The 25,141-nt window shown below is 41.7% G+C and carries 22 protein-coding genes and 2 tRNA genes; 16 read left to right on the top strand and 8 right to left on the bottom strand.

Annotation, left to right across the window (positions count from 1 at the left end; translation table 11 throughout):
* Position 1: 1 nt before the first annotated feature.
* Both X939_RS0102265 and X939_RS0102260 read right to left on the bottom strand, forming a co-directional pair.
* Entirely contained in the window at positions 2-724 is a 723-nt protein-coding gene (locus tag X939_RS0102265) for a LytR/AlgR family response regulator transcription factor (RefSeq protein ID WP_025761653.1), read from the bottom strand.
* Positions 721-1,854 (bottom strand): sensor histidine kinase, encoded by a 1,134-nt coding sequence (locus X939_RS0102260; protein ID WP_025761652.1) that lies wholly within the window; start codon positions 1,852-1,854, stop codon positions 721-723. The genes X939_RS0102265 and X939_RS0102260 overlap by 4 nt, the downstream gene beginning before the upstream one ends.
* A gap of 179 nt (positions 1,855-2,033) precedes the next feature.
* On the opposite strand from X939_RS0102260, the gene X939_RS0102255 reads away from it, so the two are divergent.
* From X939_RS0102255 to X939_RS0102235, 4 genes are all read left to right on the top strand, one after another.
* Entirely contained in the window at positions 2,034-3,908 is a 1,875-nt protein-coding gene (locus tag X939_RS0102255; RefSeq protein ID WP_025761651.1) for a DUF1800 domain-containing protein, read from the top strand.
* 19 nt (positions 3,909-3,927) lie between these two features.
* The gene (locus X939_RS0102250) at positions 3,928-5,196 is read left to right on the top strand and encodes a DUF1501 domain-containing protein (RefSeq protein WP_025761650.1); all 1,269 of its coding nucleotides are present in this window, start codon (positions 3,928-3,930) and stop codon (positions 5,194-5,196) included.
* A gap of 601 nt (positions 5,197-5,797) precedes the next feature.
* The gene (locus X939_RS0102245; RefSeq protein WP_131694679.1) at positions 5,798-6,712 is read left to right on the top strand and encodes a hypothetical protein; all 915 of its coding nucleotides are present in this window, start codon (positions 5,798-5,800) and stop codon (positions 6,710-6,712) included.
* A 191-nt stretch (positions 6,713-6,903) separates the two neighbouring features.
* Positions 6,904-7,890 carry a metallophosphoesterase family protein gene (locus tag X939_RS0102235; RefSeq protein ID WP_229235943.1) on the top strand — a complete coding sequence of 329 codons (987 nt, stop codon included), beginning with the start codon at positions 6,904-6,906 and terminating at the stop codon, positions 7,888-7,890.
* A gap of 696 nt (positions 7,891-8,586) precedes the next feature.
* Here X939_RS0102235 and X939_RS0102225 read toward each other — a convergent pair.
* A tRNA-Lys gene (locus X939_RS0102225) sits at positions 8,587-8,659 on the bottom strand.
* A 107-nt stretch (positions 8,660-8,766) separates the two neighbouring features.
* Between X939_RS0102225 and X939_RS0102220 the strand changes: the two genes are divergently transcribed.
* Positions 8,767-9,465 (top strand): hypothetical protein, encoded by a 699-nt coding sequence (locus X939_RS0102220; protein ID WP_025761645.1) that lies wholly within the window; start codon positions 8,767-8,769, stop codon positions 9,463-9,465.
* Between the two features lie 86 nt (positions 9,466-9,551).
* Positions 9,552-10,013: a CHRD domain-containing protein gene (locus X939_RS0102215; RefSeq protein ID WP_025761644.1), complete on the top strand. Its 462-nt coding sequence runs from the start codon at positions 9,552-9,554 to the stop codon at positions 10,011-10,013.
* A 61-nt stretch (positions 10,014-10,074) separates the two neighbouring features.
* On the opposite strand, the gene X939_RS0102210 is transcribed toward X939_RS0102215, so the two are convergent.
* Complete coding sequence (locus tag X939_RS0102210) at positions 10,075-11,310, bottom strand: DEAD/DEAH box helicase (RefSeq protein WP_025761643.1); 1,236 nt, start codon at positions 11,308-11,310, stop codon at positions 10,075-10,077.
* Positions 11,311-11,533: 223 nt separating this feature from the next.
* On the opposite strand from X939_RS0102210, the gene X939_RS0102205 reads away from it, so the two are divergent.
* Positions 11,534-11,911 carry a YchJ family protein gene (locus X939_RS0102205; protein WP_025761642.1) on the top strand — a complete coding sequence of 126 codons (378 nt, stop codon included), beginning with the start codon at positions 11,534-11,536 and terminating at the stop codon, positions 11,909-11,911.
* A gap of 158 nt (positions 11,912-12,069) precedes the next feature.
* Entirely contained in the window at positions 12,070-12,228 is a 159-nt protein-coding gene (locus tag X939_RS23555; RefSeq protein ID WP_157493013.1) for a hypothetical protein, read from the top strand.
* Positions 12,229-12,241: 13 nt separating this feature from the next.
* Here X939_RS23555 and X939_RS0102195 read toward each other — a convergent pair whose 3' ends face one another.
* Positions 12,242-12,472, bottom strand: a complete 231-nt coding sequence (locus tag X939_RS0102195; protein ID WP_025761639.1) for a VF530 family protein — start codon at positions 12,470-12,472, stop codon at positions 12,242-12,244.
* A 71-nt stretch (positions 12,473-12,543) separates the two neighbouring features.
* On the opposite strand from X939_RS0102195, the gene X939_RS0102190 reads away from it, so the two are divergent.
* The 5 genes from X939_RS0102190 (at position 12,544) to X939_RS0102165 (ending at position 17,862) form a co-directional block, all read left to right on the top strand.
* A complete protein-coding gene (locus X939_RS0102190; protein ID WP_025761638.1) occupies positions 12,544-13,521 on the top strand; it encodes a Gfo/Idh/MocA family protein in 978 nt (325 codons plus the stop codon).
* Positions 13,522-13,769: 248 nt separating this feature from the next.
* Positions 13,770-14,744, top strand: coding sequence for a hypothetical protein (locus X939_RS21970; RefSeq protein WP_025761637.1), 975 nt, complete (start codon positions 13,770-13,772; stop codon positions 14,742-14,744).
* 100 nt (positions 14,745-14,844) lie between these two features.
* On the top strand, positions 14,845-15,786 hold the full coding sequence (gene miaA, locus X939_RS0102175) for a tRNA (adenosine(37)-N6)-dimethylallyltransferase MiaA (protein WP_025761636.1): 942 nt from the start codon (positions 14,845-14,847) through the stop codon (positions 15,784-15,786).
* A 35-nt stretch (positions 15,787-15,821) separates the two neighbouring features.
* The gene (locus tag X939_RS0102170; RefSeq protein ID WP_025761635.1) at positions 15,822-16,241 is read left to right on the top strand and encodes a hypothetical protein; all 420 of its coding nucleotides are present in this window, start codon (positions 15,822-15,824) and stop codon (positions 16,239-16,241) included.
* A 343-nt stretch (positions 16,242-16,584) separates the two neighbouring features.
* Entirely contained in the window at positions 16,585-17,862 is a 1,278-nt protein-coding gene (locus tag X939_RS0102165; RefSeq protein WP_025761634.1) for a citrate synthase, read from the top strand.
* Between the two features lie 164 nt (positions 17,863-18,026).
* Here the strand turns inward: X939_RS0102165 and pdxH are convergent, their stop codons facing one another.
* Entirely contained in the window at positions 18,027-18,668 is a 642-nt protein-coding gene (pdxH, locus tag X939_RS0102160) for a pyridoxamine 5'-phosphate oxidase (protein WP_025761633.1), read from the bottom strand.
* Positions 18,669-18,774: 106 nt separating this feature from the next.
* Here pdxH and X939_RS0102155 point away from each other — a divergent pair, with 106 nt between their 5' ends.
* The 3 genes from X939_RS0102155 (at position 18,775) to X939_RS0102145 (ending at position 23,391) form a co-directional block, all read left to right on the top strand.
* Positions 18,775-20,679, top strand: a complete 1,905-nt coding sequence (locus X939_RS0102155; protein ID WP_025761632.1) for a DUF349 domain-containing protein — start codon at positions 18,775-18,777, stop codon at positions 20,677-20,679.
* Positions 20,680-20,790: 111 nt separating this feature from the next.
* Positions 20,791-20,863: transfer RNA gene (locus tag X939_RS0102150), tRNA-Thr, on the top strand.
* 302 nt (positions 20,864-21,165) lie between these two features.
* A complete protein-coding gene (locus tag X939_RS0102145) occupies positions 21,166-23,391 on the top strand; it encodes a bifunctional alpha,alpha-trehalose-phosphate synthase (UDP-forming)/trehalose-phosphatase (RefSeq protein WP_025761630.1) in 2,226 nt (741 codons plus the stop codon).
* Between the two features lie 76 nt (positions 23,392-23,467).
* Here X939_RS0102145 and X939_RS0102140 read toward each other — a convergent pair whose 3' ends face one another.
* Positions 23,468-24,574 (bottom strand): D-TA family PLP-dependent enzyme, encoded by a 1,107-nt coding sequence (locus tag X939_RS0102140; protein ID WP_025761629.1) that lies wholly within the window; start codon positions 24,572-24,574, stop codon positions 23,468-23,470.
* Positions 24,575-24,629: 55 nt separating this feature from the next.
* A complete protein-coding gene (locus X939_RS0102135; protein ID WP_025761627.1) occupies positions 24,630-25,112 on the bottom strand; it encodes a RidA family protein in 483 nt (160 codons plus the stop codon).
* Positions 25,113-25,141 lie beyond the last annotated feature (29 nt).

The following is a 25,141-nucleotide window of genomic DNA, read 5'->3' as shown; positions in this document are numbered from 1 at the left end:
CCTAATAGGCAAGTTTTAACCGACGTTGACAGTCTGCTTTATAATTTCGGCCAATGGGAATTTCTTGTCCCAAAATATCCACCGCATGAGAATGATAAGCTTGTATCTTGGAAATGGAGACGATGAATGAACGATGCACTCTGATAAAGTCATCCTCGGGCAAAAGGGCCTCTAATACACTGATTTTCTGTTTGGTAATGAGAACCTTTTCTTTGGTAATGACTTTAACATAGTCTCTAATACTTTCGATCCAGTAAATTTCTTTTACATTCACTTTCACTAATTTTCTGTCAACTTTTAGGTATAAAAAAATATCTCTATCCTGCGACTTAGGGATATCTGTAGTTTCTGTTGCCGGAGTAGCAATCTGTAGAATATGAAATACTTTATCGATAGCTCTTAAAAAGCGATCGAAGGGAATTGGCTTTAACAAGTAATCCACTGCATTCAGTTCGAAACCATCCAGCGCATAGTCCTGGTATGCGGTAGTAAAAATCACCTTGGGAGGATTTTTTAGGCTTCTTATCAACTCGGTTCCGGTAAGGCCTGGCATTTTAATGTCTAGAAACATTAAGTCTATCTTTTCTTGCTGAAGAAGTTGAAAGGCCTGAATGGCTGTAGAACATTTTCCAGCCACAATAATATCCGGAAAGTTTTGTAAATAATTGGATAGTACCTCCAGAGCGTGAGGTTCGTCATCAACAAGTAAAGTCCTGATTTTCATATTACCTCAATATTAAGACGTTTCGACAATTCTATTTCCAGAATAACGGCATATAGTTCTTCCTCATCAATAATTTTAAATTGAAAGGCGGAAGGGTACAATATCTCTAGTCGCTTACGTATGTTAGCCAAGCCTATATGGCCGATTTGTTTACCAGAATCCTTAGCTAAACTATCGATTTCACTTTTGAGCGTCTTTTTTTCTCCTTTGTTATTAGAGATTTTGAATTTAAGCCTCGAGTCCTTCACTTTTAGATCAATATTAATCCAGGCTTCTCCTACCTTCTCACTGACACCATGCTTAAATGCATTCTCTACAAGTGGGAGTAGGAGCAAGGGTACTATTTCCTGATTTGCTTCTAACCCATTAATACTAAATTGAAGTTGGAGTCGGTCTTGATACCTGATTTTTTCCAAGGTAATATAGTTTTCTAATATCTCTATATCTCGTTTTAATAGGACAACATCGTGGCTGGCCTCATAAAGCATATACCGAAGAATTTCAGAAAGTCCCATCACCACGGCTGGGGACTGTGGAGACTGTGAAAGAGTGAGTGAATATAAATTATTCAGGGTGTTAAAAAGAAAATGAGGGTGTAATTGCCCCTTTAACAAGTTAAGTTCTGCCTCCAATGCCGCCTTTTGTTTTTGATACCACATATTAAAGAATTTTATGGCAAGCGTAATCCATACGATAAAGTTGACTTGCTCGAAAGCATTTAACATTGCAGAACTGCTCTTAAATTGATCCCAGGGAGCTAGTTCAAGTTTATCAATGATCAGTCCTGGGTCTTGTGACTTAAGTTTTGCATATATAATCGGGTTGGCTATCCATATTTCCATAGCCCGGAAAAGCAAAGTTGATAATGCAAAACTGCATAATAGCCCAATAAGAAAATGTACATATCTTCCCTTAAAAAGGTATTTCGGGAAAATGAAGTTTGCCAAACTATAATAATATGCTGCATGGATAGGCACAAACAGGCACATGATGCCGAGTGTGAGCCAAAAACCAGGCAATGCGGTACCATATACAACTGTTAAGAATAGGGTTACACCTATCCAGAAACCGATATGCAATGGTACCGGTGGAATATTCATAGGGTTGAGCTGACTAGCCTTAAGGGTCATGGACTTAGAATAAACAAATTTATAATCATGAGATACACCATCAAATTCTTATCGACATAAGCCCTGATTCAGTCGACTAAATGCCGTGATCGCTGGGGTGGAATAAAAATATTAGTAAACTATTTTAAACCTAGTCTATGAATATGGTCAAAGACTCCGCAACCTTACCGTAATCTGATATGGAAAGTAAAAAATATTGGCGAGAATTACTGCTTACCTCCTGTCTGTTTATTAGTATATTTTTGGTATCCACAGGGAGTAGCTCTGTCAGGGCCAACTGGAAAATGCCCTACGAAAGGGCTGGCTTTTCCAAAAAAGCCGCAGCTGCCTTGTTATTAAACCGATTTACATTTGGGCCTCGGCCTGGTCAGGTTGAAGAAATCCAGGAGTTAGGATTAGAAAACTGGTTCGAATCTCAATTAATATCTACAGTGGATGATCAGCTTCATAGCCGCTTGGAAGATTTCGATATTTTGGCGATGAGCAATGAGCAGATTGCTGAGAAATTCCCCAATCCCGGTGCTGTTCTCCGGGAGGCTATCTCTAAAGGAGTCATTCCAAATGACTCCCTCCAGAAAGGCAGCATAGCTTACCAACAAGCCTTAAGCGATTATATGCGGGAGCAAGGTTTACGTAGACCTATAGAATTGCAGAAACAATTGGTATCTCAAAAAATTATCAGAGCCGCCTACAGTAAATATCAACTTCAAGAAGTGATGACCAGTTTCTGGTTTAACCATTTCAATGTCTCGATGACCAATAACAGAAGCGCGCTGTTTATACCATCCTTCGAAAGAGATGTGATAAGGCCACATGCGCTTGGAAATTTTAATGACTTGCTTTTACAAACTGCCAAATCGCCTGCCATGTTATACTATTTGGATAATTTTAGTAGTGCCTCCGATAGTAATACTATTTCCAGAAGACAAGCTTCGGTTAAAGAAGGTTCTCGGAAAGAGATGGATATGAAGATAAAACTCAAACGAAAAGTTAATGGACTCAATGAGAATTATGCTCGGGAGCTAATGGAACTACATACCATGGGTGTCGATGGGGGTTTCACCCAGCTGGATGTGACGGAGGCTGCCCGGGTTTTAACAGGCTGGACTGTAAGGCCTATGGGAAGATTTGTGAACACCCAGGCCAGCAGCAGACGGAAGCAAGGTGGTAAAGTTAATGGACATGGGACAGTAATGGACGGTGATTTCGTGTTTACTCCCGCCAGGCATGACCAGGGAAGTAAAGTAGTGCTTGGGGTAAACTTTCCAGAAAATAGCGGTTATGAAGAAGGGGTTGCACTTATTGAGCTCTTGGCTGCACATCGGGCTACAGCCAATTTTATTAGTAGAAAAATAGCCATTCGATTTGTGAGTGACAATCCATCAGCCGAACTGGTAGGCAAAATGGCGACTGTGTTTGTTAAAGAGAAGGGAGATATTCCATCTGTATTACGAGCGATGGTGCAGACCGAAGAGTTTTGGGAAGAGATTAAAGCGGGGGAGAAAATTAAATCCCCATTTGAGCTGGCCATTGGGTCTGTCCGTAATCTGGATGCCGATCTGACACAGCCATATGCACTCTACGGATGGATTAGCAGAATGGGTGAAAAAATGTATAGTTATCAGGCGCCAACGGGATTTCCAGATAATGGTAATTTTTGGATCAACACCGGATCCCTTCTCAATAGAATGAATTTTGGATTGGCCATGGCTTCGGGTAGACTGCCTGGTGTGCGTGTCAATTTGCTTGGGCTAAATAAAGGGCACGAACCCGGGAGTTCCAAAGAAGCTTTGCAAATTTATTCGGAGCTTTTGCTTCCTTCTCGTGACTTGTCGGCAACATTGCAGCGTTTGGCTCCGCTTCTCACCGACCCGACCTTGGGCGAAAAATTAGAGCATGCCAGCAAACAACACAATCTTCCCGGCGATAATCCCAGGGATGAATCGTACAATAAGTTGCAGAACGATAAAAAGAGTCAAAGGGGAAGTAACTCTACCACGCTTGCGCAGGTAGTAGGTCTAATACTAGGATCTCCGGAATATCAAAAACGGTAAATCAAAAATCTTAAGAACTATGGCCACAAGGAGAGCATTTATAAAAGCCAGTGGATTGTCGATCTTTGGCGCTAGCATTATGGGGAATATTCCGGATTATGTATTCCAGGCAGCTGTTTCACAGACTGCGAATTCCCCTTTCCAAAAGCAAAATACATTGGTATGTATCTTTCAAAGAGGTGCAATGGACGGATTGATGGCTGTCAGCCCTTTCAACGACCCTTTTCTCAAGCAGGCACGACCTTCTCTGTTTATAAAACCTGGAACCAGCGGGACGGGGCTTATTGACCTGGATGGTACATTTGGCCTTCATCCGGCATTAAAAGGTTTTCAAGGTTTATTTGGTCAGGGGCGGCTCGCCATCGTTCAGGGAATCGGGTCGCCCAATGCCACTCGCTCCCATTTTGACGCCCAGGATTATATGGAGACTGGTACCCCATTTCGTAAAGGTACCGATTCAGGATGGCTCAATCGATCCTTATCTAACCGAAAAAAAACTCATGTTGATACCCCTTTCTCGGCAGTAAGCCTCACCTCGGCCCTTCCCCGATCTTTATATGGGAAGGAGCCAGCCATCGCAATCAGCAATTTGCAGGATTTTGCCATTCAACTGAAAGGCAATCCAGGTGCCGCTCAAGCGGCATCGGAAAGGCTGGAGGATCTCTATGATCAAACGGCTCAGGGACTCCTGCAACACACCGGAAAAGATAGTTTTGAAGCAATGTCCTTATTACAAAAGACCGACCTTAAAGGCTATAAACCTGAGGCAGGGGTTAGGTACCCTAATTCAGCTCTAGGTAACTCGTTGAAGCAAATTGCTCAACTTATAAAAATGGAAGTAGGACTCGAAATCGGATTTGCCGAATCTAATGGTTGGGATACCCATTTTAATCAGGGAACAGTGGCAGGGGTTTTTGCCAGAAACCTACTTGATTTCAACGATAGTATCTGCGCTTTTTGGGAGGATCTTGGTGCCTTTCAAGATCAGGTGACCGTCATGAGTATGACCGAATTTGGACGCACAGTGAAACAGAATGGTACCGGAGGGACTGACCATGGGCGAGCGTCCTGCAATTTTATATTAGGCCATAATGTAGTAGGAGGGAGGGTCTATGGGACGGTAAGTCCGCTTGCTCCGGAGAATTTGGAAGATGGTCGTGACTTGAAGGTGACAACGGATTACAGAGCGGTCTTCGCCGAAGTGGCTGGACGACAATTAGGAATAGACAATATTTCGAATATTTTCCCGGATTGGGAAGGTCAATATTTGGGATTGATGAAGCGATGAAAATAAGGGCTTTATGATGAAGACCTGTCTGATCCAATGTTAGGACCAGACAGGTCTTTTTTTGCGCCTGTGGCAAGCATCATGTCGATTCAGTTATAAATCCGTTAAAAGATATAGGCCGTGCATATTCAGTTCTTAGTATTTTATCGACCAAACCTAGTCATCTGTCGAAAGCTGTTGGACAAGCCATATGGTCCATGTAGCTTTGTATAAGATAACTGCAAGATAATCTGATGATTAGGGTTATGTTGCGGCTTCTATAAGTTAGGTTTAATTACTTTAAAATATCGCCCCCCGTTAAAATCAATCATCATGAAATCTTTAAAATACAGTCTATTAATGACGATGCTTATCCTGTGCTGCCATAGGAAAGCTATTCTTTACCAGTTTCTTAATATAAGGCTAGTCGGGGCCTTATGCCTGCCAATACCCGCCAGTCTAAGGTTGAGCGAATGTGATCGGACCGGTTGGAAAGTAGTGATATCTATAGAAAAGGGTCAAGCATCAGCCCAATTCGAGCCGCTCTGCTGGGCAGCCTGATATGCCCATATTTAATTCTTATAACGCCTCTAAGAAGGCCATTTACTTTACATTATTAGCCATGAAAAAATTTAGAATTGTATCCATTTGTATTGCCCTTATCCTTGTATGTCTTTTCCAGGTTGCCTGGAAGGTATCGGATGTATTGACAGATTTAAATACGAGTGAAATGGAACTCCGTGATCGGTTTTTTTCCAATCTAAAACAAAAGCAATTTCAACTTTACGGATGGAGTAGCAATATGAAAAAGGCAGCTCAAACTTTGGATCCCAGCCGACAAACCCAGGCTATCGATTTTTTGGCAACCTGGGCGAAAGGCTATTCGGCTTCTAAAGACTTTAAGGAGCGCTATGCCGCTTGGCTGGATAAACAGTATCCGCAAATAGACTTGAAGACACTGGAGGGTGATATAGAAGAAAAGTATAAGCGCCATCTTCGTAATACCCAAAATATGCAACCGGCCGACTTTACTCCTACCTTGGATATCCTCATACAAAATGGAGAGACATTCTCAGGAATGGAAGGGATGCTTTCCAGCCTTCCACCGAAAGATAGGGTGGAAATGAAAAAGCAAATAGACGATGCCAAAAAGGAGGCTCTGTTTTACAAGTCACTTAAACCTTTGCTAAAGTCAGATTTTGAAACTTTTAAAGCCAAATATGCAAGGCATCAGGCAGAGCGGGATATAGAAAGCGAAAAGGGACGAATTGAAACAAATAATCTCGAAAACGCTCAGGCCCTAAGTCGACTAAAGGATCCTAATCAATTGATCAAAAGTCGTTTGCTATATTTTTTGGAAAACAGCAAAAATATCGATTTCAAAGCTCAGACCAAGTTAGTAAATAATCGCAAGAAATTTATTAATCCCTCCTATGAGCAAAAACATGAAATATGGAAATTCTGTTACCGTATGGGGCCGGAGCCAACGGAGGCAGCTCGGCGAAACGCTCAGGCATGGTTAAATAGTCTGAAATAATCATTGGAGAGCCCTGTCCTATTGATAGGAAACTCTCCCGCCGTCATGCATCTATTACATCAGCTTAATTTTCCTTTTCACATAGAAAAGTATAAAATTTAATTATAAAGTAAAGTATAAGTTTACCTTTTGAGAATGTTTTGACTTTATTTGCAGGTTGAAAATATAGTGTCATTTCTAAACCTGTCAACATGTCGAGTTCATTAAAAATGGATAGAAAAGCATTCCTCAAACGCTCCGGTCTGGCCGGGGGGCTCTTGATGACTTCTGAACTTATTCCTAAAAATATGGGTGTGAAATCCGTTCGATTTGGAATCATAACGGATTTACACTTTGATTTAATGCATGATGGCGCGGACCGAATGCGCGCATTTATTAATTCTATGAAGAAAGAGTCCCCAGAATTTATTATACAAGGTGGAGATTTTTGTGTTCCTAAAAAGGAGAATCAAGTTTTAATGAATATTTGGAATGAGTTTAGTGGTCCTAAACATCACGTTTTAGGAAATCACGATACAGACGGGGGATATAGTAAAGAGCAGGTACTGAAATTCTGGAATGCAGAAGGCCGGTATTACTCTTTTGATCTGAAAGATTATCATTTTGTAATACTAGATGGTAATGAGCATAATGAGGACCCTAACCGGCCGAAGGGGTATGCCCGATATATTTCTCCCAAGCAGGTTGAATGGCTTAAAGCCGATTTGTCCAGTACGAATCTTCCCACCGTTGTTTTTTGCCATCAAGGGATGGACAATGACGCAGGTGGGTTGGAGAATGGGACGCTATTGCGGTATACCTTAGAAAATTCGAATAAAAACGGCGGGTCGAAAGTTATTTTGGTGATTAGTGGTCACCATCATCAGGATTATCATAATATCATCAATGGAATCCACTATCTTCAAATCAATAGTGCATCTTATCAATGGTTAGGAGAAGAGTATCAGGAAATCCGATATTCTGCCGAAGTTGACAAATCTTTTCCCTGGTTAAAAAATACGGTTCCATATAAAGACCCCATTTGGGCAATAATTGAGATAAATAGCAAGGGAGAGATAATGGTACAAGGGAGGCATACCGTTTTTGTTGGGTCTAGTCCTGAACAGCTCGGAGTTGATATGCATCAATTTATTTATCCAATAGTACCTTATATATCGGATCGCAAAATAAAGTTTTGATATCCATTCTGCCATCTTACGGTTTCTACAATCTGACGCTATTGACCTTTTCCGCTCTCTATGAAATTATTATCTAACTCCAGATTTACTTTATGAAGGTAGGCCCTTAAAGCATCCCCATTCTCTCTGGAATATTACATTTCTATATTTAATTCACTAATGGAAACACTTTCCAATATTCCTGATTTATCTTATCTCATTTGAAATGGGCGGGCTTTGGGGCCATCTAAAATCTACTTGGCTCTTTGTGTTACATTCTTATTGGGTTCATTAAAGCGGTCCGCCGCTACGATTTCCACGGGCATGTGCCATGCAAGCCTCATTCACATTATGCTCCATCTGTGTTAAGACATAGCATGGGTAATAACAGGCTTGTGAATATTTTAGGAGTGATGCGTATATTTATAGAATTTATTTCGATTAGCTTCCGGCCTTCAGATTATAATGGTTTTACCCGGGACCGCAAAAATCAATTTTGTAAATTCATTAATAATAGCCATATATCCGGCTGCGTTTTGTAAGGTGGTATACGGGCAAGGCTAAATAGACGGAGAAAACTATATGACTTTCTCACCGGTCGGGCAGCTTCACAATTGTACTTACAGAGGACATGAAGCAGAATGCCGGGAAGATTTCGGAAAAAAATAAATGATATACTTATTAAAAAGAGGCTATCCTTTTGGGACAGCCTCTTTGTGATTCCGCTGGGATTCGAACCCAGGACCCATACATTAAAAGTGTATTGCTCTACCAGCTGAGCTACAGAATCGATTATTTCTATTGGATTAGCCGAAGCGTTTTCCGTAATTGCGATGCAAAAGTAGAATTATTGAAAGTATAATGCAAGTACTGTTGACAAAATACCTGAAAATTTGTATGTTTATAGGTTCGATTCTAGGCCCGAATTGGGCCATTTCGGGCGATAAAAATGAGTTAAAAACGGCTGATTCTCTGTTTGCTATCGCTCATTATAGTGAAGCGATAGAATTGTACAAAAAAAATTTTACGGAAAGCGAAAAAAATAACCAACCCCTGCTTTTAAAGCTCAGTTTTTTGTCGGAAAGAGCAGGAAATTATACCGATGGACTGTATTATTTAAGTAATCTGGCTCAAACCAATCCGTCCCGGACTCTCTTTGAAAAGATGGAAAATTTGGCTCAGGAGCACGACCTCCAGGGCTATGCACTGGATGACTACAGTTACTTCATCATTTTTTATCGGCGTTATGGAGCGTATATTCCCCTTATTTTATTGGTATTTGCAACCTATATCGTATACATCATGGTAACCAAAACCCGAAAAGGGCAAGGGATTCAAATGATTCATAAGCTTTCTATTATTGTATATCTAGGGCTGGTAGCGGCTATAATAAACTTACCCTCCTTATATCAAACAGCAATCATTATTAACCCTAAAACCTTCTTGAGAACGGATCCGTCAGGTGCTTCCGGAGTGGTTAAAGGGGTAGGCAAGGGGCACAGGATCACCATACTAGGCTCGGTTGATCACTGGTATCGGACCATATGGGATCATTCTATCGTATATATTCGTAAATCAGACGTCAGAAATATATAATGCGGAACTGTTGGTATCATTTTTGTAAGCTGCTATGTTTGTATGTATATTTAACACCTATGTTTAGTTTAATTAATTGAAGTTGTATGAAAAAGCCAATGAAACGTATTTTACTGTTATTTACAGCGGTCCTGGTTACAGGAGTAATGTTCTCTTGTAAAGAAGAGGGTCCACATAAGGATGATATTATTAAGTTTTCGGCCGTTATCAATAGCGACCAAACGGTACCCCGTGTGTCGGCGGCTGGCAAAGGTTCAGGTGTTTTTGAATATAACAAAGTTACTAAGAGTCTGAAATACAATATTACTTATCAGAACGTAACACCAACTTCAATTACTCTTAACAATGCTTCTCCTGCCTGGGAAGCTGGACCTATTCAGTTCATTTTAGCGGATAAGCCAACAGGTGGACAGGTACAAGGGGCGGTGACCCTTAGTACTGAATTGCAAACTGCATTAATTCTTGGGGGGCTGTATATCAATATACCGACCGCCGAAAACGTGTATGGCGAGCTTAGAGGGCAAATAATAGCCGATAAGGTAGAGTAGTGATTCTGTTTCCATATGGATAAGAAAAAGGCCTGAAATCATTTGATTTCAGGCCTTTTTCTTATCTCTTCTTTTGCTTCTTCTTTTTACTTTCGAACTCCTCTACTTCTTTCATAAGACTTGTAAGATCCAAATTAGTATCTTCAGTGAAGTCGATAGTTTCGCGATACTCTTCCTTGCTCATATCAACGACATTGATGGGTTTTCCTAAGTAGGCCTGAATTTCTGCGAGTAAAGGCTTCTCTTCAGGACTGCAGAAGGACACCGCAAGGCCTTTTTTGGTGCCCCGTCCCGTTCGCCCAACCCGGTGAACATAATTTTCGACTTGCTCAGGTAAATCGTAATTAACTACGAAATCAACTTCTGCAATATCAATTCCCCGTGCCGACACGTCAGTTGCTACCAGAACGTTGACTTCCCCCTGACGAAACTGTTCCAGAGCTTGAAAACGATCTTGTTGATCTTTGTCTCCGTGCAGAGTAAGGGAGGCTACTCCTACGCGTTCTAAGGCCTTGAAGACGCGTTCGGCCCGTACTTTCGTTCGGACAAATACCAATATTTTTTTCTCAGCATTCTCCTTAGCCATTCTTTCTAAGAAATAACGTTTGTCGTCCATATCGATATAGGTGACAGAGTGATTGATGTTCTTTGCTACCCGATCGTTGGGGGAGATTTGAATTCGAATCGCTCTTGTTACCAAAGAGTAGGCGACTTTCTTAATCTCTTCGTCAATTGTTGCCGAAAAGAATAGGGTTTGGTGTTTCTTAGGAAGATATTTGATTACATCTTGAATATCCTTTAAAAAGCCTAATTTTAACATATGATCGGCCTCATCTAAAATAAGCGTTTGTACGGAAGTGAGCCGCAGGTGCCCTTGGTTGATTAAGTCGAACAGACGCCCTGGGGTGGCAATTAATATGTCAATCCCTTTTTCCAACTTGAAAATCTGAGGATCCTGTTCCACCCCACCCACTATTCCGAAGGCTCGGACCTTGGTATGTTTGGAGATTTGCTGAAAGACCTGCGTGATTTGCGTGGCAAGCTCTCTGGTGGGAACCATCACCAGACATTTGATTCCTTCTGACCTGGTGGAATGCTTCTGTTTAAGAATCATATCAATAACAGGTATGGCAAAGGCTGCAGTTTTACCCGTGCCTGTCTGGGCTATGGCCAGGACATCTTCTCCCTTCAATATAGCTGGGATGGCCTTATATTGTATGTCGGTAGGTTTCTTAAATCCCGCATCTGCCAAGTTTAATTTTATTTCGTCAGCAATTCGGTAATCGTCAAATTTCATAGGTCGCTTATCTAAAACAAATCCCGTCGATAGGATTTATGGATTGGTATTGTACAAAGATAAAACCTTAGGCCATATATTGGGCTATTCTAGTCAGCCCTAAATGTCCTGCATCTCACAGAGCATTTGTTACTCATGAATTTGTCAGTTAAATTGCCTAACCTATTTTCAGTGTATATGTACCCAAAAAAATTAGAATTACATTCTTTTTAATACCATCACCATGGGTAAAAAATGTTATTGTGGGCAATTAAAACCTTTTTCGGCCTGTTGTGCCTCTTATATCAGGGGCGAACTTCTCGCTGAAAGTCCAGAAATTCTTATGAGGTCGCGGTATTCCGCTTACGTGACTGGTGCCATAGAATATCTGGTTCAGACTACTGCCCCAGAGTTACAGGGAGCACTAAACATCGTGGAAATTCAAAAATGGGCCCGGGAGAATACCTGGAAGATGTTAGAAGTTTTAAGTGCTGAAGGTAATGAAGTAGAGTTTAAGGCCCATTATCGCGATCGTAACGGTAAGCTTGTTGTTCATCATGAGCGCTCCCGATTCATTTACGAAGCAGGACGTTGGTTTTACCAAGACGGAGATTTTTATTAATAGTTTAGAATTAAATTATGGTTTTTCGACAATATTCTATAGCACGGTTTATAATTAGCTTTGTTGTTTTTATACTTTGTTATATAGCAGCAGGAACATTTCGTGATGGCTTTTTCCAATTTCTTATAGCAGGACTTTTCATTTTAACACTTTATATTTTGCGTGAAGTAAAGAAAGGGCATATTGATGATTTGGCGGAAAGGGATGCAGTATGGTCCCGAAAATTACAAGAAATGGAAGAACAGTGGCACTGGGAGATGGCAAAAAGGAAGGTCGACAAAATCGAATCTGCGACCAACGACAATACCCTCGACTAGTGCTATGAAGTGTTTAACGACGTTCTAACATTTTTTTAAACAATAGTTCTACTTTGGTGCGTGCCCAAGGGGTTTTTCTCAGAAACTTTAAACTACTGGAAATAGACGGGTCTTTTTTGAAACAATTGATGTTGATATGTTGGCCCAATTCCTCCCAGCCATAGTAATCCAATAGTTCTTTAAGCATACTTTCCAAAGTAATGCCGTGAAGTGGGTTGTTGGGTTGAGGTTCTAATTCGGACATAGCGATTTAAAAAATAATGTAAGTAGTTGGACTGAGATTTACTCTTTTACAGAAAAAATACAAAGATAGGAATGGATCAGATTAAATGGGGTATAATTGGTTGCGGAAATGTTACAGAGGTCAAAAGCGGCCCGGCATTTAATAAAGTAGAGAATTCCACATTGGTGGCCGTCATGCGTAGAGATGGTGCGCTGGCAGCAGATTATGCGACCAGGCATGGTGTGCCTCGCTGGTACGACCAGGTCGACGATCTCATTAATGACCCTGAAGTGAATGCAATTTATATTGCCACGCCACCCGATGTTCATGAGGAATATACAGAAAAAGCTTTAAGGGCAGGTAAACCTGTGTATGTTGAAAAACCTATGGCCCGAAATGCTGAGGAATGTGCCCGTATGGTTGCTGTCAGCCAGGAAACACAAGTGCCCTTATTCGTGGCCTATTACCGGAGGTCTTTACCATATTTCAGGAAAATAAAGGAAATTGTCGATTCGGGTGTTTTGGGAGAAATTCGGTATGTCGATATTAAGCTCCAGTGGCAACCCTATGAAGAAGAAGTTGGCGAAGGGGCCAAACCCCGTTGGCGGGTGGATCCTGAAATTTCGGGCGGGGGGCATTTCCATGACCTGGCTTCCCATCAATTCGATTTTTTGGAATATGTATTAGGACCTATCTCCCAGGCAAAGGGGTTTGCTCGTAACCAGGCTGGCCTTTATAAGGCCGATGACATAGTAGTGGCCAATTTTGAATTTGCCTCCGGAGCCTTAGGTAAGGGAAGCTGGTGTTATACTGTTGACAAGGCTCAGCGTGAAGATTCGGCGCTAATAGTGGGCAGCAAGGGTCAGGTGAAATTCTCATTTTTTGAAAAATATGATATAATTCTTCAAACAGGAGAATTGGAAGAAAAATACACCATCCCGTATCCTGAGCATGTTCAGCAGCCTCTTATTGACCAAATTGTCAAAGACCTTAGGGGGGAAGGATCTTCGCCAAGTACCGGGGTTTCTGGACTGAGAGCCAACCTTATTTTGGATTGGATTACCAAATAGGATTTCTTTGAATGACGGATGCGATATATTGACGATTTGTAACTAAATTTGTTGGAAACTGGCTTCCCAGATTCGATTTGATCGAAACTTGTTCCAGAGCAAATAGTGCAATACAGTTTTTAAAACATTAAGGTCATGGCAAAAGGAAAGAATCTTGACAAAGGAAGTACCAAAAAAGAGCCAGAAAAGAATCTAAAGGAGAAACGGGCTGAGAAGAAGGCAAAAAAAGATAGTAAAAAAGATTACTAATGGCACTTGGAAGGCAGCACCAAAATGATGCTGCCTTCTGTCGTATTGGTAGATCGGAATTAATAGACGCATATAATAAAGACTGCAAAGTTTTGAAGTTAGAATTTTCGGAATGGTTGGCATCTGCCACGCTATGGACTACCGTGCAGCTTGCAGATGATGGCCCGGTTTCATGGTATCGGATAGAGACGAGGTATTCCCAATCGATGGTGGTGGGATGGATAGAGCAAGCCAAATGGGAAAATAGCCCTTTTGGACGTAATCAGCTCGTGGATCATATACACCCATACCTGTTCCGGATACGCCAATCAGGCCAATCCGCTGTCTTAATTTGGGAGGACCAATGGCTGTATAATTCTTGGATAATTCAGTCCAGGATTCTGGCACTTATGGGCATTAGCCATAGGGTTCCGGCCCGGTTAACCAAAGCAAGAAGAATAGATAAAGCTATGGCCCGAAAATTCTTGGAAGACCATCATTTACAGGGTTCTACCGTTTCCAAATATCAGTTTGGTTTATTTTTGCCGGAATCCTATTTTAGAGTTTTGCCGGATAATTGGAAGGACCTTACTTCAGGCCTTTCGGAGTTGATTTTGGCAGTTGCTACGTTTAGTCATGTGCGTGTATTTAACAGAGCTAATAAACCACATCGCTCCTTCGAATTGATTCGATTTGCTAACCTGATGGAATTTACCATCGTGGGTGGTCTAGGAAAGCTCCTGAAGGCATTTCAGCGTGATGTAGGATGTGATGATATCATGACCTATGCCGATCTGGACTGGTCTGATGGAAAGAGTTATTTAGCATTGGGCTTTGAACCCCATGCCCAGACTCCTCCGATGGCATTTGATTTAGTGCCAGAGTCAGGTAAACGGAGATTAAGGTTGGCAGATAATACAGATACGAAAGGAGAGGTGGAGGAAGAGGGGGTAGTATGGAATGCGGGGAGTCTGAAACTTGTAAAATCCTGTTAGACATGAACTGAATCGTTCTGAGGGAATGTTTAAATAGGTAATCTCATTTAACTACAAGGGAGCTATAGCCAATCCAAAGCAAGCAAAACCAGAAGACCACTTGAAAACAACAACAGAGAAAAAAACGCTACTGATTATACTAGGGCCTACAGCTTCGGGAAAAACGCGGCTTGCGGTGAAGCTGGCTCAGCAGTTGAAAGGTGAAATAATCAGTGCAGATTCTCGACAGGTATACCGAGGAATGGATATAGGAACTGGAAAAGATATAGAGGAGTACGGTCTGGGTGAAGCAGCCGTACCTTATCATTTAATCGATATTTTGCCAGCTGGAGAGAAGTATAACGTGAGCCGATTTGTCGAAGATGTAGATCGTATCTATCCGCAAATATTGAGCCGGGGCAATCTACCTATTCTTTGCGGCGGTACGGGCATGTATCTTAATACCTTGTTGCGGGGGCATCAGTTGGTTAATGTGCCTGTCGATCTTCAATTGAGAGGGAATTTACTGGAGATGTCTAAAGATTCCTTGATAAAGCAATGGTTGGGCTTGCCGACTGACCTACATCCCAACGCCGACCTGTCTACTCAGAAACGGATAGTTCGCGCCATAGAAGTGGTTAAATACCTCATGCAGCTGCCCCCTGAAGAAAGGGAATTTTCCCCAAGGATAAAATATACAGCAAAAGTATTTGGACTGAATCCAGAAGTATCACTGAGAAGAAATAGAATTTCTAACAGGCTTCGCAGTAGATTAAATGATGGACTGGTAGAGGAGGTACAAGGTTTGTTGCAAAATGGAATCTCAGCAGAAGATTTAATTTATTATGGTCTGGAATACAAGTACGTCACGATGTATCTACGGGGCGATATACAGTATACAGAAATGGTGGATCGACTGGAGACCGAAATTCATCGCTTCGCCAAACGCCAAATGACATTTTTTAGAAAGATGGAGAAGGATGGTATTCTTATTGACTGGCTTCCATCGGAACTTACCTTAGAGGGCCAGCTAAGCTATATTGTTCAGGCCTATAGCAAATAATATTGAATGAATTAATTTATAAATCTCCTTTATTCATGAACCAGAGAATATCCATCGCAATTTTACTTTCAATATTGGGCATAACCAATGCCTATCTATTGTCTCACCCCAATCTTATCGGGAAGGTAGGGATAATAGTCTATCGCTACGATTATATTAGGACCTTCCCCCGTGCTTTACTAACGGTTTCCATGGTTTTACTAGTGGCTATTGCCATATCTGAAGCCCTGAATTTTTGGGCAAGTAAGCCAGTAAAGCGAGCGGTGATGGCTCTACTATCCCTGTTAGCCCTCTTTTGGTTTGTTTATATTTATCAGAGTTTTTCTGGATTTTCGTACAGAATGACTGGCAAGTCTTTCATTTATGGGGCACATTTATTACCAATGATAGTCTTGGGTATTTTCCTTCGTTACCTGATAAAGTCATGGTTACGGTCAGGGGAGGAGAAGCTGTAAGTCGTCATGATGAGGTACAATGCATCATAGATGTTTGGTGTGGCGACTGTAACCCTGTTACAAGAGTTAACCATGGAAAAATGGAATAAAAAGTTCAAATTGTGAAATCTTATTAAGGTAAAGTTGAATTTTCACAAATAAAACAGAGATAGTAATAGAAAGTACCGGGATTTTTAAGATATTGCACCTTGTGTTTGCGCCCTATTTTGATAGTATATAGATCAATTTAACGGAATGATAACTTTGTTTCTATGTTAAAATTTGATCTCAACGTAATTTTGTCCTTGCGTACCTAGCCAACACATATTAGTACTAACCTTTTAATAATTTTATTTTAGTTTATATGTCTCAAGTAGCTGAATTGACCCTTGATGGTAAATCTTACCAATTTCCAGTAATAGAAGGTAGTGAAAAGGAAAAAGCGATAGATATTGCGAAATTGCGAGATCAGACTAGTTATATTACCATAGATGCTGGTTATAAAAATACTGGTGCTACGCAAAGTGCCATTACATTTTTGGATGGCGAAAACGGTGTTCTGAATTATCGGGGTTATTCGATTGAAGACTTAGCCGAGAAAGCATCCTTCCTAGAGGTTGCTTATTTATTGATCTTCGGGGAGTTGCCTACGGAGAAGGAATATGCCGATTTTGAATACGAAATACGGACGCACACCCTCGTCAATGAGGACATGCGCAAGATCTTCGAAGGTTTTCCGGTCAACGCCCATCCTATGGGAGTACTGTCTTCCCTGGTATCGGCCATGAGTGCATTTTATCCTGACACTCAGGACTCACCCGATCTCACTAGTCTGCATATAATTAGACTTTTGGCTAAGTTACCTACCATTGCGACTTGGTCTTATAAAAAATCGCAGGGGCATCCGGTAAACTATCCTCAGAATGATCTGGATTATTGCTCCAACTTCCTGAATATGATGTTTGCCCTTCCGGTAGGTGCATACGATGTAGATCCCGTAGTTGCAAAAGCTCTAAATAAATTGCTGATTCTGCATGCTGATCATGAACAAAATTGCTCAACTTCAACGGTACGTTTAGTAGGATCGTCGCATGCCAATATCTATTCTTCCATTTCCGCTGGTATTAGTGCTCTTTGGGGACCGTTACACGGAGGTGCCAATCAGGAAGTGATAGAAATGCTGGAGGCCATCAAAAATGACGGAGGGGATATCCAGAAATATATTGACATGGCCAAAGATAAGTCGAGTGGATTCCGCTTATTCGGATTTGGACATAGGGTTTATAAGAATTTTGATCCAAGAGCCCGGATTATTAAGAAGGCTGCAGATGACGTTCTGAACAAGCTGGGTATTAAAGATCCTGTTTTGGAAATTGCCCAAAAGCTTGAAAAAGCCGCCTTAGAAGATGAATACTTCGTAAAAAGAAAGCTTTATCCAAACGTTGATTTTTATTCAGGAATCATTTACCGTGCCTTGGGTATACCGACTAATATGTTTACGGTTATGTTTGCGATAGGACGACTGCCAGGTTGGATAGCTCAGTGGAAAGAAATGCGTACCAACAAAGAACCTATTGGACGGCCGCGTCAGGTATATGTAGGCCCAGCAAAACGGGACTATGTAGCCATGAGTGATCGCTAAGATACGTGGAAGTGAAAAAAAAGTGTGTTCTGATTCTCTATGAAATCGGGACACACTTTTTTTTGTCTACAGCATTATTGACCTGTCCGAAGTAAAGATGCAATATTACCCAGGTAGAAAAATTGACTGGTGAATTTGTTTCATCATCGAATATCACCAGATGATCAAGGACTAAGTCTACTAATGCTCCAGTTGCCATTTTTATCTAATTCATAGGCAAATCGGTCATGAAGTCGACTTGGCCGTCCCTGCCAGAATTCCGCATAGTCAGGTAGTAGCCGGTATCCTCCCCAGTGAGATGGACGGGGAATGGGTTGACCCTCAAAACGTTTTTCAATTTCAACTAGTTTACGATCTAAAACTTCACGACTATCAATAACCTCACTCTGGTGTGAAACCCACGCACCAAGTTGGCTTCCTCGGGGCCGACTGTGAAAATATTCATCAGAATCGGATTCACTTAGCTTCTCCACTTTGCCTTCAATACGTACTTGGCGCTCCAATTCCTTCCAAAAAAAGGTTAGTGATACGAGCGGGTTATGGGCGATAGCAGTCCCTTTTTGACTCAGGTAGTTGGTAAAGAATACGAAGCCGTAAGCATCCAGGCCTTTCAGCAATACGATACGGCCTGATGGGCGATGATTTACTGAGGTGCTGAGCACCATAGCATTGGCTTCGGTAATTTCGGCCGAAAGAACCTCCGAGAACCATTTCTGAAATTGATCTAGAGGATTCTGGCTCAAATCGGCCCTTTGAAGGCCATTTAGGGTATAATCATTTCTGATTTTTGCGAGGTCAATTTTCATTACCTGAAATTATGTTGTAATGTTAGAAGGCCAAAAATAGCCATTTCAATGGAAAGATTGTTAGATTTGTAGTTCAGAAGAACGTACTTACGAAATATTTAATACGATGGCACAGGAAGAAAACAAAGGGGTCGGTAGCAATGAGCAGGAGGACCTGACAACAAACACAATGGATTCCCTTGATATTGATCTTCAGAATGGTCTTGAAGAAGAGCATGAAGAAGATACCCCGGATGTTGATTACAGCCTGTTGTCAAAGGAAGATCTTATAAAGACATTAGAGGCTGCGTTGACCCAGGTCCAACAGCCCGATTTTAAACCTGGCATGTTTCGCCAGGTAGACGCAATGGTCAAGGAGATTCGGAATATTTCGGATCAGGCAAAAAAACAGGATCGGGAAGCGGCCTTTAAGACCTTTGTCGAAGAGACGGGCGGTGAAGAAGGTTTTGAATACAAGTCGGATGTGGAAACCCAGCGCATCGAGGCACTTACCAAGGAAATCAGAGGTCTTAAAAATGCCTTTTTCCAGAAAATGGATAAGGACAAAGAAAAGAATTTTAATACTAAGACAGAACTGCTTCAAAGATTACGCCTATTGCTGGACGAGGAAGAAGGTCGTGAGACAGATGCTACCGATCTCAAAAGCAGTTGGGAAGAGTTTAAGAAAATTCAAGATGAGTGGAAGGCGGCTGGGAATATTGCATCCCCTCATAATGGTACGCTATGGGCGACTTATAATGCCCTGATTGACCGTTATTTTAGCAACCGACATATTTACTTTGAACTGAAGGAATTAGATCGCAGAAGGAATGCTGAGCTTAAAATGGAGCTTTGTGAAAAAGTTGAAGAGCTTGGTAAATCTTTGGAAACCCGACCTATGACCAGAGAGATTCTGGCAGAGGCCAATCAGATTTTTGAAGAATACAAGCATCTAGGACCTGCGCCTAAGGAAGATCAGGAATTATTATGGCAGCGCTTTAAGCAAGGCTTGGATGTGCTGTATGATGCGCAGCGAGCCTCTTTTGCTGAGCAGAAAAAGTCTATGAAGGAACATTATGACTTTAAGCTTAATATTTACAATCAGATTCTTCCCTTTACTACCTTTAATTCCAGCAGCATCAAGGAATGGAATGCCAAAACCAAAGAGTTGATGGCCTTCCAGGATCAATGGGTCGCTCATAAAGGAATGATGCCCCGGGAAGAAGGAAAGGACTTAAGTAAAAAGTTTTGGGCAGCCCTGAAAACCTTTTTCAATAATAAGGGAGATTTTTTCCGTCAGCTAGAGGCGAAAAGAGAGCAGAATCTCGAGCTGAAAACACAAATGTGCGAAGAGGCAGAAGCGATTTTGAATTCTGGGGAAGATACACCCTCAAATACACAGAAGATTATAGAACTTCAGAAAAAATGGAAAGGTGTAGGGCAGGTTCCGGAGAAATATAAGGATTCCATTTATGATCGGTTTAAGAAGAGTTGCGACGCATATTTTAACAATAAGCGATCGAAAAATCAGGAGGTAGAAAAGGAATTCGAGGAAAATCTCGCCAAAAAGGTGGACCTTATTACCAGAATTGAGGCTGCTGCCACGAGTCAGGATGAGTCTACCCTCAATCTTTTGTCAGCGTTCAAATCGGAATGGTCTTCCATAGGCTTCGTCCCTAAAAAAGACATGCAATCTATTCAGAAACGTTACATTGCAGCGATCAATTCCTATGTAAGCGCTATTGCCCAGCTTTCCAGTAAGGAGAAAGAGCAGGCGGTTTTGGAAAGTGAAGTAGAGCTCGTCCGTGACGGAGAGAATAGTCGAGGCCTTTACCGTAAGGAGAGTGATATCCGTAGAAAGGTTACACAACTGGAAAATGATATTGCCCTATGGCAAAACAATATTGAGTTTTTCGCGAAGTCCAAAACATCGGATCGTTTAAAAGCTGAGTTTGACAAAAAAATTAGCTCCGCTCAATCCCAGTTAGAAGATCTCAAGCACCAACTCGCTATTATTCAGGAAGCTATATAAGAGTGCGAAAAAAAGTAGATTTTTTTTTCGCTCAATGCTTGCATAGAAAAATATTTCCCGCTACTTTTGCACCACAATAACGGAATGACAAACGGTCGCCGGGAAATAAAAGCCTCCATAGCTCAGCTGGTAGAGCAACTGACTTGTAATCAGTAGGTCGTTGGTTCGATCCCGACTGGAGGCTCACAAAAAGCATCTGATTTCAGATGCTTTTTTGTTTTTACCTGTTTTAAGAGGTTCCAAGGCCTATTCGGGCATTATTTTCTACATATCTTTTTTAAGGCTGTTACAAGTTCCAAACGAACTTCGGAGACCAAGCTTATATTTACATACTATATTCGAATTGTTAAAATTCGGGCGTTTTTTTATGCAATTTTTACCGTAAACCCTCAGTCATGTGGATTTACGGCATAGTTGTTGTATATTATACGCAACTAGATCATCTTACCAATAACTGGTCCTGCATTTTTGGACCTTAAGCCTTTTATGAAAAATACTCAAGAAAATAAACAGATAGGTCGGTTAGTCATCGTAGCCTATAGGCTACCTTTTAAAATTGTCAGAGAAGGAGAGGGAGTTAACCTTTTTCAGAATTCAGGGGGATTGGTTTCAGCGGTTCTTTCTCTGGTAGGAGATGGAGCTCAAAATCCCATCGTCTCGGGAGATAAAATACAGTGGATCGGTTATGCTGATAATAGTCCGGAAGAACTGGAAGGACTATCTCTGGAGAATGACAGTTTCAAAGCGCATCCTGTTTTTATTCCCGACGATGTAAATGAAAATTATTATGAAGGATTTTGCAATGATCTGATTTGGCCTTTATGTCATTACTTTCCTACACATGCACGATTTGACGATGCCTATTTTCAGGCATATCAACAAGCCAATGAATTATTTTTTGAAAAACTCGATGAGATCATCCAGCCAGGTGATATTGTCTGGGTTCAGGATTATCAGTTGATGCTATTACCCCAAATGATCCGGAAAAAGCATCCCGACGTAAAGGTTGGTTTCTTTTTTCATATTCCCTTTCCTTCCTATGAATTGTTTAGAATGCTTCCGGTACAGTGGCGTAAGGCCATTGTCGAGGGGATTATAGGGGCGGATTTGGTCGGTTTTCATACCAATGATTATGTAGAATATTTTCTGAAAGCAGTCCGGATGGTGCTGGGTCACGGGAATAAGCTCCACTACATTAACCTTAGCAATAGAATTGTTAAAATTGACTCTTTCCCTATAAGCATAGATTTTAATAAATTCAACGACGCCTATACAGATCCGGAGGTGGTTAAGGAAAGAGAGCTCGCTCGGGATATGCTCAAGGAGAAGATTATATTTTCTGTGGACCGGCTGGACTACTCTAAAGGAATTTTGCATCGGCTGTACGGCTTTGAGCGGTTCCTGGAGGAAAATCCGAATTGGCATGGCCGGGTGGCATTTGTTATGGTGGTAGTACCATCTCGTGACACCATCGATCGCTATCAGCAGATGAAATCAGAAATTGATCAGACCGTTGGTAGGATCAATGCCGATTATGGAAATATAAACTGGCAGCCAATTATATATCAGTATCGTTCTATGACCTTTGCTGAACTGGTGGGAATGTATTCCACCAGCGATGTGGCGCTGATTACGCCTGTACGGGACGGGATGAACCTGGTATGCAAGGAATATGTGGCTAGCAGGCAGGATAAGCACGGCGTATTGATTCTTAGTGAAATGGCCGGGGCTGCTGCAGAGCTAGGAGAAGCCCTCATTATTAATCCCCTCGATAAACAAAATATTGCTGATTCTATTAAATTGGCCCTGGATATGCCAATTGAAGAGCAAGAAAAGCGCATGAAAGTCATGCGTTCCAGAATACGTGAATATGATGTCTTTGCATGGACAAATGACTTCTTTACACAAATTACCATGATAGAACAAGAACACGAAAAGCTAAAACAAGTATTCCTAACTGATCAGGGAATCGGAGAAATCAGAGATGCGTATCGGGCGTCAAAAAACAGAATATTGTTTTTTGATTATGATGGTACCCTGGCCCCGATTGTTGCCGACCCGGCAAAGGCTATTGTCAGTAGAGAGGTGAAGCAATTGATCTCTACTTTTGCTGAAAGTGATACAGTAGTGATTATAAGCGGGCGTGATCGTCATTTTTTAAGCGAATTATTTTTAGATCTACCCGTACATATTATTGCGGAGCATGGAGCGCTCATCAAGGCGAAGGGAAGCTCCGAATGGGTACTGAACGAAAGCTATGAAGAGAACTGGAAAGAATCCATTCAACCCATTATGGATCTGTACGCCAAACGTTGTCCGGGTGCGGTGGTAGAAGAGAAAGAAACCTCCCTTGCCTGGCATTATCGTACTGCTGAAGATCGCGAATATGCCACCCGTCGGGCTCAGGAATTGGTATGGCAGTTGAAAAACTATATACAACCTGAACTTAACCTCCAGATAATCGATGGAAATAAAGTGGTGGAAGTTAAAAAGACAGCCTTTAATAAAGGAACAGCGGCCAAGGACTTGGTGGAAACAGGATCCTACGACTTTATTATGGCTATGGGTGACGATAAAACCGACGAAGACATGTTTATCGAATTGCCTGATACAGCATATACCATTAAAGTAGGAGACATGCTCTCCGCAGCACGTGCCCACTTGCGAAGTCAAGAAGAGGTCTTTAGTTTTTTGAGCAAGATCAAGGACTAAATTGATACAGATAAGGCTTATACCAAAACGGAGTGCTCTGATAAAGAGGCACTCCGTTTTCATTTTATGTAGCGTTTTAAATATTTATACGGCGTTTCCGGGCTATGATTTGCCACTCTTCTTGGGCCCAGCCATTTTTCACGATATGGGCATATTCATGGAGGGCTACGGTTGGGCAGATATGGTAGGGTTGTATATAATATACATCGCCAACCTGAGCCAGATGCCAAATATCGTCTGGGACTTGAATTACCCCATGTTCTTCACTCTGACTAAGGAGTTGATAGTTGTCCAGGTTTAAAATTTTGATCCGGCGCTCAATAGGATTCTCTGCCGCTATGGCTTTATGGCCTAAATCCAGCGTGATTAACCCTACGGAAGGTTTGCTGATAATTCTAGATAAGATTATAGCGGCACCTAAAAAGTCCTGATCTTTAAATTTTTCCCCGTAGCCAGCATCCCAGAGTACATTGGTTCCAGGACTCAGCAGAACGCCAGGGCGAAAAGTATGTACATTGAAGGAAGGTGAGCCACCGGCTATGATGACCGGCTCCTTTCCAATTTTCTCTATGAAGACTTCTATCAATTTCTGAGCCTGGTTGAAACCCCTGTCAACTTCTTTTTTGCGCTGGTCAAAATCCACTGTGTGAATATGACCGTCATAAATATGTAGCCCGTCTATTTGAATATTAGGAAGAGTCTTTATTGAGTCGATGATTTCCGTAAGAAAGGCTGCGGTGGCGCCGCTACGATTCATTCCTACATTTACATCAAGGAAGACTGAACCCTCCAGCTTCTTTTGGTTACAGAAATCACTTAATGTCTGTGCGGTAGCCAGATCATCCAGAAGTGAAGCAAAATATACATCTGGAAATTTCTCTTTTAGCTGGATTAACCGATCGATATTGGGGCCTACCAACTGGTAAGCAATCAGGATCCATTTGGCTCCGGTAGAAGCCAGCATTTCAGCTTCGGCTATGGTGGCACATTTAAATTTTCTTATGCCTTGTTCCATTTGAAGCAGGACAATTTCCCGGGTCTTATGCGTTTTTATATGTGGCACAAGGCGCTCGGGACTTCCGGCCATCTTAATCATCCGGCTTATGTTTTCACGAATGCGATCATGATAAAATAGCAGGCCTGGTGAGGCTATTTCACTTTCATTTTGTAATTGGTACCACATAAATGGAGTTGGAAAATACGGACTAAACACTAAGATTGGAGTATGGTGGCTCAGATTAGACTACCTCTAGCTCGAACATGGCCTCTATTTCGACAGGGATGTTACCTGGCAGCGAGCCCATGCCTACCGCACTTCTAACGCCAATTCCATTTTCGTCGCCCCAGACCTTTGCGAACAATTCGCTGCAGCCGTTAAGGATAAAAGGATGGTTGAGGAAATCTTCATTGCAATTGACCATTCCTAGTACTTTAACCACCCTTTTGATTCTGTTAAGACTGCCAAGGTTTTCATGCAGCGTAGCCAGGATGGCTAGGCCTACTTGTTGAGCGGCGATTTTGCCTGCAGCTTCATCAAGGTTTTTTCCAATACGGCCTTCAATTAAGGAGCCATCTTTCATGACAGGGCCATGTCCCGACACATATACCCAGCGATTGTCCACAATTAATAGCGGCCTGTAAACGCCCATAGGTTTGGGAGCCGGTGGAAGGATTAATCCTAACTTATCGAAATTAGCTTGTGGGGTATGTTCTTGTATCATAGATAATACTTGTTTAATATTTGTTCAGG

The sequence above is a fragment of the Dyadobacter tibetensis Y620-1 genome (assembly GCF_000566685.1).
Lineage (GTDB): Bacteria > Bacteroidota > Bacteroidia > Cytophagales > Spirosomataceae > Dyadobacter > Dyadobacter tibetensis.
Note: the sequence above shows the minus strand (reverse complement) of the source record. Positions and strands in the feature narration are given on the sequence as shown.